The sequence below is a fragment of the Brevibacillus panacihumi W25 genome (genome assembly GCF_000503775.1).
GTDB lineage: Bacteria > Bacillota > Bacilli > Brevibacillales > Brevibacillaceae > Brevibacillus > Brevibacillus panacihumi_A.
Genome location: NZ_KI629782.1, coordinates 1,324,473 through 1,338,619, shown reverse-complemented (window position 1 = coordinate 1,338,619; position 14,147 = coordinate 1,324,473). Strand labels below are relative to the sequence as shown.

General features: G+C 51.7%; 13 protein-coding genes. 9 read left to right on the top strand and 4 right to left on the bottom strand.

Going from position 1 to position 14,147, the window contains the following annotated elements:
* Positions 1-19 precede the first annotated feature (19 nt).
* The 3 genes from coaE (at position 20) to T458_RS35745 (ending at position 2,408) form a co-directional block, all read left to right on the top strand.
* Positions 20-628 (top strand): dephospho-CoA kinase, encoded by a 609-nt coding sequence (coaE, locus tag T458_RS35755; RefSeq protein ID WP_031305487.1) that lies wholly within the window; start codon positions 20-22, stop codon positions 626-628.
* The gene (locus T458_RS35750; protein ID WP_023555825.1) at positions 625-1,188 is read left to right on the top strand and encodes a lytic transglycosylase domain-containing protein; all 564 of its coding nucleotides are present in this window, start codon (positions 625-627) and stop codon (positions 1,186-1,188) included. The genes coaE and T458_RS35750 overlap by 4 nt, the downstream gene beginning before the upstream one ends.
* Before the next feature lie 173 nt (positions 1,189-1,361).
* Positions 1,362-2,408: a glyceraldehyde-3-phosphate dehydrogenase gene (locus T458_RS35745; protein ID WP_023555824.1), complete on the top strand. Its 1,047-nt coding sequence runs from the start codon at positions 1,362-1,364 to the stop codon at positions 2,406-2,408.
* 84 nt (positions 2,409-2,492) lie between these two features.
* On the opposite strand, the gene T458_RS35740 is transcribed toward T458_RS35745, so the two are convergent.
* The gene (locus T458_RS35740) at positions 2,493-3,638 is read right to left on the bottom strand and encodes an HD-GYP domain-containing protein (RefSeq protein WP_023555823.1); all 1,146 of its coding nucleotides are present in this window, start codon (positions 3,636-3,638) and stop codon (positions 2,493-2,495) included.
* A gap of 135 nt (positions 3,639-3,773) precedes the next feature.
* Here T458_RS35740 and nrdR point away from each other — a divergent pair, with 135 nt between their 5' ends.
* The 3 genes from nrdR to dnaI all read left to right on the top strand — a co-directional run bounded on the left by nrdR (position 3,774) and on the right by dnaI (position 6,796).
* On the top strand, positions 3,774-4,259 hold the full coding sequence (gene nrdR, locus T458_RS35735) for a transcriptional regulator NrdR (protein ID WP_023555822.1): 486 nt from the start codon (positions 3,774-3,776) through the stop codon (positions 4,257-4,259).
* 149 nt (positions 4,260-4,408) lie between these two features.
* The gene (locus tag T458_RS35730; protein ID WP_023555821.1) at positions 4,409-5,857 is read left to right on the top strand and encodes a replication initiation and membrane attachment family protein; all 1,449 of its coding nucleotides are present in this window, start codon (positions 4,409-4,411) and stop codon (positions 5,855-5,857) included.
* Between the two features lie 6 nt (positions 5,858-5,863).
* Positions 5,864-6,796 carry a primosomal protein DnaI gene (dnaI, locus tag T458_RS35725; RefSeq protein WP_023555820.1) on the top strand — a complete coding sequence of 311 codons (933 nt, stop codon included), beginning with the start codon at positions 5,864-5,866 and terminating at the stop codon, positions 6,794-6,796.
* Here the strand turns inward: dnaI and T458_RS35720 are convergent.
* A complete protein-coding gene (locus T458_RS35720; RefSeq protein ID WP_023555819.1) occupies positions 6,784-7,398 on the bottom strand; it encodes a YdcF family protein in 615 nt (204 codons plus the stop codon). The two genes, dnaI and T458_RS35720, sit on opposite strands and share 13 nt — an antisense overlap.
* Before the next feature lie 201 nt (positions 7,399-7,599).
* Here T458_RS35720 and T458_RS35715 point away from each other — a divergent pair, with 201 nt between their 5' ends.
* Complete coding sequence (locus tag T458_RS35715) at positions 7,600-10,191, top strand: Ig-like domain-containing protein (RefSeq protein ID WP_023555818.1); 2,592 nt, start codon at positions 7,600-7,602, stop codon at positions 10,189-10,191.
* A 45-nt stretch (positions 10,192-10,236) separates the two neighbouring features.
* Here T458_RS35715 and T458_RS35710 read toward each other — a convergent pair whose 3' ends face one another.
* Positions 10,237-10,758, bottom strand: a complete 522-nt coding sequence (locus T458_RS35710; RefSeq protein ID WP_436967337.1) for a hypothetical protein — start codon at positions 10,756-10,758, stop codon at positions 10,237-10,239.
* 161 nt (positions 10,759-10,919) lie between these two features.
* On the opposite strand from T458_RS35710, the gene T458_RS35705 reads away from it, so the two are divergent.
* Together T458_RS35705 and T458_RS35700 are read left to right on the top strand one after the other, a co-directional pair.
* Positions 10,920-11,510 (top strand): TetR/AcrR family transcriptional regulator, encoded by a 591-nt coding sequence (locus T458_RS35705; protein WP_023555816.1) that lies wholly within the window; start codon positions 10,920-10,922, stop codon positions 11,508-11,510.
* Between the two features lie 150 nt (positions 11,511-11,660).
* Entirely contained in the window at positions 11,661-12,191 is a 531-nt protein-coding gene (locus T458_RS35700; RefSeq protein WP_023555815.1) for a DinB family protein, read from the top strand.
* 62 nt (positions 12,192-12,253) lie between these two features.
* Here the strand turns inward: T458_RS35700 and spoIIP are convergent, their stop codons facing one another.
* Complete coding sequence (gene spoIIP, locus T458_RS35695; RefSeq protein WP_023555814.1) at positions 12,254-14,050, bottom strand: stage II sporulation protein P; 1,797 nt, start codon at positions 14,048-14,050, stop codon at positions 12,254-12,256.
* Positions 14,051-14,147 lie beyond the last annotated feature (97 nt).

The window sequence follows — 14,147 nt, the reverse complement described above, 5'->3', positions numbered from 1 at the left end:
GGATAAGCAGGGGAGGAGGATGGAGATGATTCTGGGTTTGACAGGCGGCATTGCCACCGGAAAAAGCACCGTCACCGGGATGCTTCGGGAACGAGGGATCCCAGTGATCGATGCAGATCAGATTGCCCGGGATGTAGTAGAGCCGGGAAAGCCGGCGTATGAAGCAATCGTGGCGCATTTTGGCCGCGAGATTCTGCTCTCTGACGGTCAGATTGACAGGAAAAAACTGGGTGAGATCGTATTTTCGGATGAAACAGAGCGACAAAAACTGAATGCCATCGTCCATCCAGAGGTACGTCGTGTCATGCGCGAAGAAGCAGAAGCGGCTGAAAAGAACGGAGCAAGCATCGTTTTTATGGATATTCCCCTGCTGTTTGAAAGCAAGCTGCAACACATGGTGGACAAAGTTGTCGTAGTCTACGCACCCGCACACATGCAGTTGGCACGCATGATGGAGCGTGATGAGCTGCAGGAAGAGCAGGCACAAAAACGGCTGCGCGCGCAATTCCCCATCGATCAGAAAAAAGCCGATGCTGATTTTTTGATCGACAATTCGGGCTCACGGGAAGAAGCGGAGCGGCAAGTGGAAGAGATGCTGTCAGCGATCCGTTCGGAGATCGGTTTATGACGCTTGGCAAACGAAGGGCATGGTTAGGAATTGCCTTGATCGCGTTCTTCTTCTTGCTCAATACCTCCTTTGTCTGGAAGTGGATGTACCCCATCAAGTATCGGGAGGAAATCATGAATGCCTCCCGTCAATATCAGGTGGATCCACATCTCATCCTGGCTGTGATCCGTTCGGAGAGCAGCTTCCAAGCTGATCGGGTCTCCAAAAAAGGGGCCATCGGATTGATGCAAATCATGCCGGACACGGCGGAATGGATTGTCCAGCAGGGTGGATTTAAGCCTGCGAGTCAGGATTATCTATATGATCCGGTCATGAATATCAAGATCGGCACCTGGTACCTCCAGTTTTTAGGGAATCGCTATGAGGGAGATATCGCCAAAGTGATTGCCGCCTACAATGCCGGTCCCGGCAAAGTGAACGGATGGTTGAATGACGGACAGTGGAATGGGCGAAGAGAGTCGTTGGAGGACATTCCTTACCCGGAGACGCGCATGTACGTACAGCGGGTGTTGTATTATCAGGATCGTTACCAGCGGGTATACGACCAGGAATTGCATTGAAAAGTCGCTTTCTCGATACAAAGAGAGAGCGACTTTTTGCTTTTTAGGTCAAAAATAATGCGAAAAATCGTCCAAATATTTATTTTTCAGTAAAACACATTGATAATTGTGTCATACTTATTATAATAAAGATAACAAATCAGCGTAACTTAATTGAGGAAGGGGTTTCTTTTATGACTATCAAAATTGGTATTAATGGTTTCGGCCGTATTGGGCGCATGGTTTTTCGCCGCGCTATTCAGGACCCCAACATCGAAATCGTCGCTATCAACGCCAGTTATCCAGCAGAGACACTTGCTCACCTGTTGAAATACGACACCATTCATGGACGTCTTCCAAATAAAGTTGAAGTAAAAGATCAAACCATCATCGTAGATGGAAAGCCGACAAAAGTACTGTCCGACCGCGACCCGCTCAAGCTGCCTTGGGGAGAGCTTGGCGTGGAAATCGTCGTGGAAGCCACGGGCAAATTTACGAACCGTGATGGTGCTGGCAAGCATCTGCAAAGCGGCGCGAAAAAAGTCGTCATTACCGCTCCGGCAAAAGAAGAGGACGCTACGATCGTAATGGGTGTCAACGATACCATTTATGATCATGCGAACCATCATATCGTCTCCAATGCTTCCTGCACGACAAACTGCCTGGCTCCAGTAGCCAAAGTGCTGCATGAGGCATTCGGCATCGAGCAAGGCTTGATGACTACCATTCACTCGATCACCAATGACCAGGTGAATATTGACAACCCGCACAAGGACTTGCGTCGCGCCCGTGCGGCAGGGGAATCGATTATTCCGACCACCACAGGAGCTGCCCGTGCGGTAGGGATCGTATTGCCAGAATTGAACGGCAAGCTGAACGGCTTTGCCCTTCGTGTTCCAACTCCCAACGTCTCCGTAGTCGACCTGGTGATCAACACAAAAAAACCAGTGACTGTAGAAGAAGTGAACCGCGTCCTGCGAGAAGCGAGCGAGGGCAGCATGAAAGGATACCTGGAATTCTGCGACGAGCCGCTGGTATCCAGCGACTTCAACGGCAATGAAAACTCTTCGATCGTCGATGGTCTTTCGACGATGGTCATGGGCACGAATCAAGTGAAAGTAATCGCCTGGTACGACAACGAGTGGGGCTACTCCTGCCGCGTCGTGGATCTGGTGCGCCACGTATCCGAACAGTACAATGCCAGTCCAGTGAAAGAGACGGCGGCTGCAGGGGCCCGTTAACCGCAACTGGAACTGGAACAAAAAAGAGGGATTGTCCCGGGAAGTCAAATAGACTTCGGGACAGTCCCTCTTCAGCGTCTTGCCCTATTCGCTTGTAGGTGCTGATTCGGCAGGCGGGGTCAAGGCGCTCATCTCAAACAGCTGCTCGTCTTCAAATCCGACGATAAAAATCTTGATAAGTGTTTTCAGATCAAGATCGTAGGGGGTATGCACATCATTGCCGCGTCCATCCTTGAGAATACGGACAGTCGGACGGTGGCAGTAGTCTGGGTCGACCTTGCTGACGACGCCGACCTCTCCTGTATTGAGAACGACGCTGCTTCCGATCGGAAAAACGGCGATGTGCTTGATAAAGGCATTGATGAGGTGATGCTCGAACAAGTGGCCGCCTGCGCCGAGCAGGTATTCCATGGCGTCCTGCGGCATGTAGCGCCCGCGCCAGGGGCGAGGTGAGGTGAGGGAATCATAGACGTCGCAGATCCCGACGATCTGGGCGTATTCATGCACCTGTTTTCCTTTCAAGCCCTGGGGGTAGCCGCTGCCATTGATGCGTTCATGATGCTGCAGACAGACATGTGCAGACAAGAGCGAAATATCATGCTGCTTGCGCAATAGATTAAACCCGTTCATCGTGTGCTGCTTGGCGATCTCCTGCTGCTCGGGAGTCCAACGCTCGTTGGTATTCAGGAGTTCCTCTGGAAGCTGCAGCTTTCCGATATCGTGAAGCATCGCGCCAATCCCCAATTCCATCAGTTGGCTTTGGTTGTAGCCAAGCGACATTCCGACTGCCGTCGAAAGCACGGCCACGTTAACCGAGTGATGGTACAGGGAAGGGGAATGAGTAGAGATCGTCGTCAGATGTCCGACCATTTGCTCGTTGTGCATCAGATCTTCCAGGATCGCGCTAAAAGCCCGCTGAAAATGGAGGCCCATCTCGAGCAAGGAAATTTTGCGCGCCAATTTGTTCGAATTGGTGATCTGCTTCACTGTTTTTTCAATCGCTTCTACAGCGATCTGCCTCGTTTGCGGGCGAATGACATCCTCGACAACGATGTCGGAAGTGCGAGGATCGTCAATGTAGATGGCATCTACTTCTGAACGGTGCAGTCCTTGGATGAGCCTTTCGGTGAGGTTCATGCCTTTTCCTAAAAGCACCTTGCCATCCTGGGTAAACACGGTTCTTGCCAGCTTCATGCCCGGCCGAACTTGTTTCAAAGATACTAGGCGCATTGATATCCCTCCAACAGTCCATATTGTAATGTATTCAAAAGAGGCTTGAAATAGGTAGAAGGATTGACTTGACTTCTTGTATGCACATGAGGGACACTGTTTACAACGAATGTTCGCAAGGGAGTTGATTCCACGATGCGCTGTCCATTCTGTGAATACAACGGGACCAGGGTCCTGGATTCGCGTCCTTTCAATAACTATAAATCGATTCGCCGCCGTCGTGAGTGCGAAAAATGTGAACGCAGGTTCACCACATTTGAAATGGTAGAAGAATCTCCTTTAATTATCGTCAAAAAAGACGGAACTCGTGAGGAATTTAGTAGAGAAAAAGTATTGCGCGGACTGGTGCGTGCTTGTGAAAAACGACCCGTTCCATTGGAAACCCTGGAAGATGTAGTGAGTGACATCGAAAAGGAATTGCGCAATTGCGGCCAAGCGGAAGTGCCGAGCGATGATGTCGGAGAAAAAGTAATGGAGCGCCTGTACCATGTCGATGAGGTGGCCTATGTCCGGTTCGCTTCGGTTTATCGCCAGTTCAAGGATATATCCGTGTTCATGAAAGAGCTGGAGGAGCTGTTGTCGCAAGCCAGAAACAGCCAATCCCCTATCTCCAAAGAGTAGCGCCTTTCTCTACGTTACAGGACAAGCCAGTCACGGCTCTCGCGATCTGACAGCGGGGGTCTTTTTCGCTTTCCATCGGTTTTCCCCACTTTGCTTTCATAGCCATGCTATAATAGAGGAATGAGATTTCACAGGAAGGAAAGAGTCACATGCGCCGACTGGTATGGAACGAAATGACGCCGAAGGATCGCTATCTGGTGCGGATGATCAGGCCGCTCAGCTTTGCCGAGATGGGCTTTATCGCCCAGCTTTACTTGCCGATCATGGGTGTCGAATCCTTCGCCCTCTATCAATTGCTGGCCCATGAGGTTCAGCCTGTCAGCGGCGGGGCAGCCGAAAACACCCATCGAAGTCTGATGCTCATTACCTCGATGTCGCTGGACCGTTTGCTCAGCGCGCGGGAGCGGCTGGAAGCATTGGGGCTTCTGGAGGTGCGTCGAAGGGAAAATGGCCAGCGTGACTTTTTTTATGAATACATGGTCAAACCGCCTTTGAGTCCAAACGAGTTTTTTGCGGACTATGTGCTGTCGCTGATGCTGTTGAACAAAATCGAAAACATTCGCTATCAACAGCTGCGGCAGCAGTATGCGGATCCGCTCGCCAATCAGTTGACGAAGGAATACACGGCAGTGGAAAACATGACCAAGGACTTCCACGAAGTGTTTCAATCCTTGAAGCCATCTGAGCTGGAAGTCGAGAAAGGCTCGGAGCGGGAGCAGTTTTTGATGCAGATGGAGTCTGACTATCCAGCAGCGGAGATGAAATCGTGGTATGAGCCGGAAGTGCAGCACCCGCTCAGTGTCTCTTCCCTTCGCTTATACTTGCCGGATAATGCGGACGCAGACAAGGTGCTGGTCGGTGACAGCATGGAATTTTTGTACCGATTGTGCCACTTCTATCAATTGGATAGCTGGGGATTGGGACAAGAGCTTCGCGATTGGACGCTGTACAAGCCGGACCGCAGTCTGGACAAGGAAGTGCTGCGCAAGCGATTGGTGCAACGGTATACGGATGACAAGCTGTACCGCACCGAGCCGGTCACCCTCCCTGCAGGAGAGAGCTTTGGACCGGGCAATTTGCCGCCTGCAGGCAGTGAAGCGTTCGTACGGGCATGCCGTCTGCTCTCGCCGCTTGCCTTATTGGAGCAGGTAGTGGGGGGCCGGGTCAGCAAAGTATTTCTGGAACGGGCTGAGACGCTGGTCTTCACGGATGGAATGCAGGCGGAGGTCGTGAATGCACTGCTGCTGCATACCCTCGCAAGCATGCAAATGGAACTGCCGAAGTCATATATGGAGACGATTCGCGATAGCTGGAAAGCGAAGCGGATCGCGACAGTGGACGAGGCTGTGAAGCAGATCCTGGAACGGGCGGAACAACGTGAGCAGGTCGCGGAAAAGGAGAAGCAGCCAAGAAAAACGTCTGCACCTGCACGCCGCAACAATCGCGCAGTCCTCGAAGACAAGCTGCCAGCCTCCGTGGAATGGCAGATGGCGCAGGAAAAGCAAGCGGCCGAAGGAAAAAAAGGTCAGTCGATTCAGGATTTTCCGGAATTGCAAGAAATGCTGCAAAACCTGCGCAGCAAGCAGAAGGGAGAGTGATGGTAGATGGAGTCTATCGGTCAATTCATGCAAGAGCTTTCCAAACGTACACCGCGTCAGCTGCTGACCCCCGAGCAACAGTTGGACAAAATGCTGGGCTCGTCGTCCTATTTAAAAGGCTTTGCCCAACACCATCATGAACTCAGCAGAGAGGACTACCTGCGTTCACTCTCCACCGTCTACACCGCCGTCAAGGAACAGTACTGGTGCGAGCATTGCCCGGGGCTCGGCGATTGCCCCAATCTGGTGAAGGGACATCGGACCCAGCTAGACGTGGTAAACGGAACGATCATTAGCGCGATTTCCCCTTGCAGCAAGCAGCTTTCCCATGAGGAAGAGCTAAGACGCCGCCGCCTCATGCGCAGTTACTACGTCTCCGAGGAAACGATGAATGCTACCTTTGAAGGGCTTGTCATCGACGAAGGCAATAAAGAAACGGTAGGGGCAGCGCTCCAGTTCTGCAATAAAGTGGGGACTGGAGAGAGAGTCAAGGGACTCTACCTGCACGGGCCTTTCGGAGTGGGAAAAAGCTATATCATGGGCGCAATTGGTCGTGAATTGTCCGAGCGCAATGTAGCTTCGCTGCTTGTCTACGTCCCAGATTTTATCCGCGAGATGAAGGATTCCATCTCCGATCAGTCCTACGCAAGCAAGCTGGAGCTGCTAAAAGAAGTGCCTGTGCTCATCCTCGACGACATCGGCGCGGAAAACCTGACTCCCTGGGTTCGGGACGAGATCCTGGGAGTCATCCTGAACCAGCGCGCCAACAACCATCTGCCCACCCTCTTCACTTCCAATTATTCCCTGGAGGAACTGGAGGAGCATCTGTCCATCTCCAACGGCAATCGCATTGAACGAACCAAGGCAGCGCGAATCATGGAGCGAATCCGTCATTTCGTCGATGTGTACGAAATCCTGCGTAAAAATCATCGCGTGTAGGACCAGATCTGTTCCAACTCCCATACGGTGAGGGCGAGCACCTCACGCATTTTATGATAGGGCGCGTACAGAACCTGAGACTGGACGCCTGCGACGGTGGCTGGCAGCTGCAGACTGTCAGCCATCTTATTGGCTCGTGCCAAATGATAGTCATGACTGATAATCAGGGCATTTTTTAAATGGGCCCTTTCCATGACCTGCTGGCTGAACAGCAGGTTTTCGTATGTGCTGCGCGCTTTGTCCTCGATCAGAATCGCATCGGCGGGGACGCCCTTTTCCAGCAGGTAGGTGCGCATGGCCTCGGCTTCGGTCACTTTTTTTCCTTCGCCTAATCCCCCCGATACCAATAGAACTTTTACATAGCCCTGGTTATAGAGCCATAGCGCGTAATTCAGGCGTTCACTCAAGCCGGGACTGGGGCGATCCCCCCAGACTGCCGCACCGAGAACAATTCCCACGTCAGCTTGACGAGGGGCTGCTTCGTCGATCGTACGCTGGATCAGATAGAAATTGTAGCCGCACCAGATGGATGCCATGGCGAACAGGATCACGCTGACGAGAAGGAGCTTTCTGCGCCAGGTCTTTTTTCGTTTTTCTTTCACGATGAGTTCTCCTTTGCATGATACTGCACGAGTGGTTCTGTCCTTCTTTTCATTCTATTTGACGTATGCAATTTCCTAGCAGTTACAAGATTCGACGCATTTCTGACATGAAGAACTAGTAAATTTATTCAGGGAGAAGCCGATATAGTTAGAGAGGCAATATTTTAGTAGTGGAATACACACACGTGGGGGAGGCTGACAATGTTCTGGAAGAAAACGATGCTCATGTTCCTGGCCGTCTTGCTGTTGAGCGGATTGGGAACAACCCAAGTCGGATTGGCTGCGGATGAAATCAGCAAATTGGTGTTGACGACCAATAAAGTGACTCTGGAGACAGGGGACACGACACAATTGACAGCCAATGCGATCTATCAATCTGGCAAAGTTGAAGATGTGACCATACATACTACGTGGTCGAGTGCAGATGCGAGCATTGCCTCGGTCTATGCAGGGAAGATTGCAGCAAACGGCGTAGGAAACACCACTTTGACCGCCAATTACAAAGGCTTTCCGGCAATCGTGGATGTTACCGTAACGAAGAAAGTGAAAGCTTTGACCTCCGAGACGCAATCTGTCAATCTGCGGATCGGCAAGGATGTGCTGGTGAATCTGACTGCCGTGTACAGCGACAATTTGCAGGAAGATGTGACCGAACTGGCAGACTGGTCTGTCGATAAACCCTCGATTGCCTCTGTACTCAACGGTAAAATCAAGGGCTTGAGCTCGGGTACGGCTACGGTCACTGCCAAATACGGCAGTCAGTCGTTCAGCCTGCCAATCAGCGTCGAGATTGCCCATCGACTGGAGCCTGAAAAAAGCAAAGTTTCTCTGTTGCTCGGCGAAGAGGATGAAATCGGGCTGAAGGCGATCTTTCCAGATGGTTCGGAAATTCCGAACGTAGCAGACAAGGCGGAGTGGTCGACGAGCAACGCGGATGTAGCGGATGTCATCAAAGGAAAGATCAAGGGTTACGGGGCAGGTACAGCCGTAATTACCGCTGCTTACGGCACGAAGACCGCAACAATCCAGGTGGAAGTCGACATGGCGCAAAAGCTGGAAGCAAGTCATCAAGACATCTTCCTAAAAGTCGGCGATGAAAAAGATATCACCCTGACCGCAACCTACGCCAACAAGGACAAGGTTGAGGTCGGAGACAAGGCTGTATGGACGTCGAACAAGGAAGATGTCGCGTATTACAGCAAGGGCAAGATTCACGCGGTGTCTACTGGTGAGGCGATCATTACCGCTTCATACGGCAGCAAAACCGTTCAGGTGAAAGTAGACGTCGAAGTGCCGCGATCCCTGGATGTTGTACCTGCTTTCCTCATGATGAAGAGCGGGACTAAGGAAAAGGTCATCGTGCAGGCTTCGTTTGCCAACGGATCGAAAGAACAGGTCACAGGGAAAGTAACCTGGACTTCGGACAACGAGGACGTCGTTTTTGCCAAGGAAGGCGAAATCTCCGCCTACAAGCCGGGTACGGCAAATCTGAAGGCGGCATATGGCGGGAAGACGGCTACTCTGGTAGTGGATGTGGATGTACCGCAAAATCTGGTCGCCAATATGACCCAGCTCGCCATGCAAGTCGGTGAAGCGAAGCAAATTGAGGTCACTGCGAGCTTTCCAAATGGCGGAGGTCAAAGTGAGAACGTCACGAAGAAAATGACTTGGTCTTCGACTTCGCCAGCGGTTGCGACCGTACGTGAAGGTCTGGTGACAGGTGTAGGAACCGGCTCCACGACGATCACGGCTACGCTCGGCACGCGGACCATTACGATTCCAGTCGCGGTCGGCGTCATGCAGACCCTGACGGTCGATAAGAAGAAGCTCGTTCTCAACAAGGACGAGAGCGATACAGTGAAGCTGACAGCTAGCTATGCGGATGGGACGACCAAAGACGTAACTGAGCAAGCAGCATGGACGACTTCCTCGGCAGCGATCGCCGAAGTAAATCAGGGAAAAATCACGGCGGTAGGCTCAGGTTCGACGACAATCAGCGCCACTTTTGATGGCAAGACAATCACCGTCACGGTTGAAGTGGGTCAAGCCCAATCCCTGTCGGTTGATCCGCGCTTGCTGATTCTAAACGTCAACGAGTCTGCTGAGCTGGTCCTGACAGCGACCGATTCGACAGGCAACACGAAGAAGGTAACGGCAGATGCGGAGTGGAGTTCTTCCGCAATCAAGATCGCAGATGTCTCGCAAGGACGCGTGACAGGACTCTCCAACGGACGAGCCACCATCACAGCGAAGTACGGCGGCAAGTCAATCAGTGTCCCGGTAGAAGTCGGAATCGTGACCAAGCTGGAGGCAGACAAGCGATTTGTTTCCCTGAAATCGAAAAAATCCGCCCAGGTTACGCTTACCGCTACCTTCTCGGACGGACGCCAATTGGATGTCACTTCGGCTGCTGAATGGAAGACCAGCAATTACAAAGCTGCTGATGTCTCGCAAGGACTGATTACGGGAATTGCGTTTGGCAAATCGACAGTGACGGCCCGTTACGGCGGCAAGAGCTTGTCCATTCCTGTGGATGTGGATACGCTCAAGTACCTGAAAACGGATGTCGTACAGATTGTCATGAACAAAGGCGAGGTCAGACAGGTTACGGCCACTGCTACGTACATGGATGGATCTGAAGAGAATGTAACGATACCGGGTCTCTGGACTACCAACCGTCTGCTGGTGGCAGATGTGAAGGATGGCCTGATTAAAGCCACCGGTTCAGGAAAAGCAACCATTTATGTCACATATGGCGGGAAGAAAACGCCGATTGTGGTGACAGTGAGATAAGCATTACGAGAAGAAAGCCAACCGACTGCATCGGTTGGCTTTTTTCTACGCCTTTGCCCGCTTGGGCCAGATAAAATGGGAGAGGGCGATGAGCAGGTCGGCTCCGAGAACCAGCGTCCAAAGCTTGAGCATGCCTGACAAGGCCTCCGTGCGGGCAGGGTCCTGGACGAGATAGATCAGGATGACCAAAAATCCTGCACCGATAAGATAGGCCAGCACGTGACGAACCCAGCTTTTGAAATAGTGCTTCGCGTGGTCCAGACCGTATCGCTTGACTGGCTGGGGCCCTTGTTTGACGATGTAATATTGGAATCGTTCATCTGCCCAGGCGATCATGCTTTTTCCGAAGGCAATCGAGACGCCGATATAGACGGCTGCGATAGCATGGGCTTGCGTAGCGGTAGCGCCGCGATAGAGATCCACACTGGTCGTAAGCAGCAGAATCAGGTCAATGACGGGAGTGAGCGCGAGCAAGACTAGACCGAGTCGCTGCTTTTTCAGAAGGTACCGAAAGACGAAACCAGCGACAATCACAACCCAAAAGGCGATCTCACTGGCGACGATCATCCAGGCGACAAATGACAAAGTATCTCCCCACCTTTTTGTACTTTCAGAACATGCAACTTCGCTGAACGATTTAGACAAAAAGATTGTAACATGATGTTTTTATATAATACAACTGTATTATTTAAATTGTCGCCCGATTTGTTCTCTGCTACAATAAAGACATGCCAAAAATCGTTGATCATGAAGAAAGAAGGAAACAAATCGCTGAGGCAACATGGAGAGTGATCCTGCGGTGGGGCATGAAGGGGGCGACTGTGAGAAAGATTGCCCAGGAAGCAGGAGTGTCGTTGGGTGCGCTGCGCCATTACTTTACTACGCAGGATGAATTGCTGCTGTTTGCCATGAAGCTGGTAAAGGAAAGGGCGGCACAGCGAATTCGCGAGGTCCAGATGCGTGACCTATGTCCGAAAGAGATGGTGATCCAAATTCTGTTGGAGATTCTTCCCGTCGACGAGCAGAGGATGGCCGAGATGGAGGTTTGGTTCGCCTTTGTTTTTCATCAAAAATACAGGGAGAGCGAATCGGAGGAGTTACAGGTTGGATTTTTCCCTCAGATACGGAGCATCCTCTCGAAACTGCAGCAGCAAGATTTGCTGAAAAAAGGGCTGGATCTGGAGACAGAGGCGGAGAAGTTGTACGCCATCATCGACGGTATTGCGGTGCATGCAATGCTGGAGTCGCAGAGGCTGCTTCCGGAACGCATTGAGCGGGTTTTGCGCCATCATTTGGATTCGATCTTCAAAGCGGACTAGCGTGAAAATAAAGGAGGTATGTAGGAGAAAAAAACATTCCTGAATACCTCTTTTTATGCGGATGTATGACAGACTGTTGTCATACATCTTTTTTTACAATAAGGACATGAACAAAAACAACACACAAAATGTTTAAAGGAGACGATCCAAATGAATCATCCGGTGCAAATGTTCGACTACCATTCGTGGGCTACTCAAACTCTTTTGGGGCGAATCAAAGAGCTCCCGTCCTCCGTGCTGCAACAAGAAGTAAACACCTCGTTTCCCACCATAGGCGAGGCGTTCGCGCACATTTATACAGTAGACAAGTGTTGGCTTCAGGTTCTGAGAGGTGTCAGCATGCCTCAGGCCTTGGAAGAGTGCCTTCCACTTCAACAAGAAACACTTCATTACTCTGTCGAGGAATTCGCGAAAGTCTTTGCTGAACTAGCGGAAGAATACAGAGCATGGTTCCGAAGCCAGGACGACTTGGAGCAAACCATTGTGCTCGAGAATCCGTACGCCGGAACGCGCAGCACTCGATTATCGGAAATTGTGCTGCAAACGGTCAATCACGGTACTTATCACCGCGGGAATATTTCGACCATGCTACGCCAGCTCGGTTACGCATCCACGATGACGGAATATGCACTATTTTGGTATCACACACCGATTGCCACGGACCATAATAGTCGGATTTAACGCTAGCAGACGTAAAAAGCACGATTCTTTTCGCGAACGGTTATGCGAAAAGAATCGTGCTTTTATTTGAAAACGACGCGAGATTCCAACATATGATTGACCAGTACATCAGCAAATGCCTCTGCTGTGTTGTAGCATTCCTCCAACGTATTGTTGGTGCCGCCAAATTCCAGGAGCAGGCTCCCTTGTGACAAGGACTGGTTATACTCGCCATTTCCCTCATTCTTGCCCTTGAGAATCACGCCGCGAGACAACCCGGGATATGCCGCTTCCAGACGGGCATGCAGACTGTCCGCCAGTTTTTTGTTCTCGTGGTAGTTCGGGTTGGCTGTCCCGATTACAAACAACGTACGTGCATACGTCTTGCCATTCAAGGTAAGCGCTACCTTGCTTCGGGGCTCGTCGCTATCCCGATGAATATCGAAAATGTACTGCAGATTCGGATTTGTGGCCACTGCTGCCACAACCGCATTATACGATTCCGCATAGGACATTGCGAAGCTCTTTTTTTGCTCCGCAAGCCTTTTGGCAAAGTCATCCTGATTCACCATGGTTTGGATGCCTCTTTGCTGCAACAGCTCGCCTAATCGCTTGCCGACCAACGTAATGTTGATCTCTGGATCATCTACGGAACTGCCCTGTGTTTGCCTTGCGACATTTCGCCAGGACTCGCGATTATGGGTGTGATAGATGTAGACCGTTTCGTTCCCGATCATACCTGCGTTATACCCGACTCCGGGACTGCCAGTGCCATTCGTCGGGTGCAGCTGGTCTACGATCCAGCCTGCGATGTAGGCGGTGGATTGGTCAGGCAGCCGGATCATATACCAGTCGCCTTCCGTCTGCACAATCGGGAAGGTTTGCCCGGGTTGAGCCGTTCCTACGACCGCATAGTGTGTTCCGGGACCGCTCCGCAGATTGGTGTCCGCATTTTTTACCCGAATGGAGGCTTCTGCCTGAGCGGGAGGGGGAGTGTTCGGCGTCCACGGATTGACCGGTTGTTGTGGTGCTGCGGCTTCCGGCTTGTATAAGTAGGCATCTGCACCGTTGAAGCGAATCTTGTACCAGCCGTTGGCGTATCCGAAATGCTCCAAGACCATTCCGCCGTATAGCTCACCGATGACAGCACTCAAAAAATCAGGAGCGGCAAATATCGCATAGCCCTCCTGCAAGGTGAGCGTACCTGCGGCCTGCCCGTCAATCGGGAAAGGCGCTGGAGTCGGTGCTGGCAGAGACGGAGTTGGAACAGGCGCTGGAGTCGGTGCTGGCAGGGACGGAGTTGGGACAGGCACTGGGTTCGGTGCCGGCAGGGACGGAGTTGGGACAGGCACTGGGTTCGGTGCCGGCAGGGACGGAGTTGGGACAGGCGCCGGAGCCGGAGCAGGCGCTGCCGTTTCAGTCATATAACGTGAATTGACCCAGCCGTTGACTTCATTCGAGAGCTTGATCTGAACCCAATTCCCTTGTTTTTTTACTTGCAGGTAGGTGCCGTTTGGCGTGATGGTTTGCAAGATTTGCGAGGTGGCATTCGGTTCAGCCCGTACATTCAGCAGTTCTACCGTGCTTTTCAGATAGATCGTACGCGGTATATCGATCATCTTGACATATTTGTTGTTGACCCAGCCAGTCGTGCCGTTGGCGAGCTTCACTTGCGACCAGCCGCTTTTCTGAGTGACGATGGGCAGGCGCGTTGCTTTGTTGAGCGTTGCGACGATCTGTGTGGTTGTATCGGGGGCACTGCGAATATTCAATTGATCAACGGCCACCTCGACATGGGTGGCTGCATGAGAGATCGGAAGCGGCAGCAGCCAAACCAAGAAAAAAGCGACAACCAAGATAGTAGGGGTATGGTAACGCATGGACTCGTTCCTCTCTTTTCGACTCTTTCTACCAAAATTTTCTTACCTACCATAAGCCTTTCTCGATAGAGCGACAGATTCCTTCAAGCAATGACAT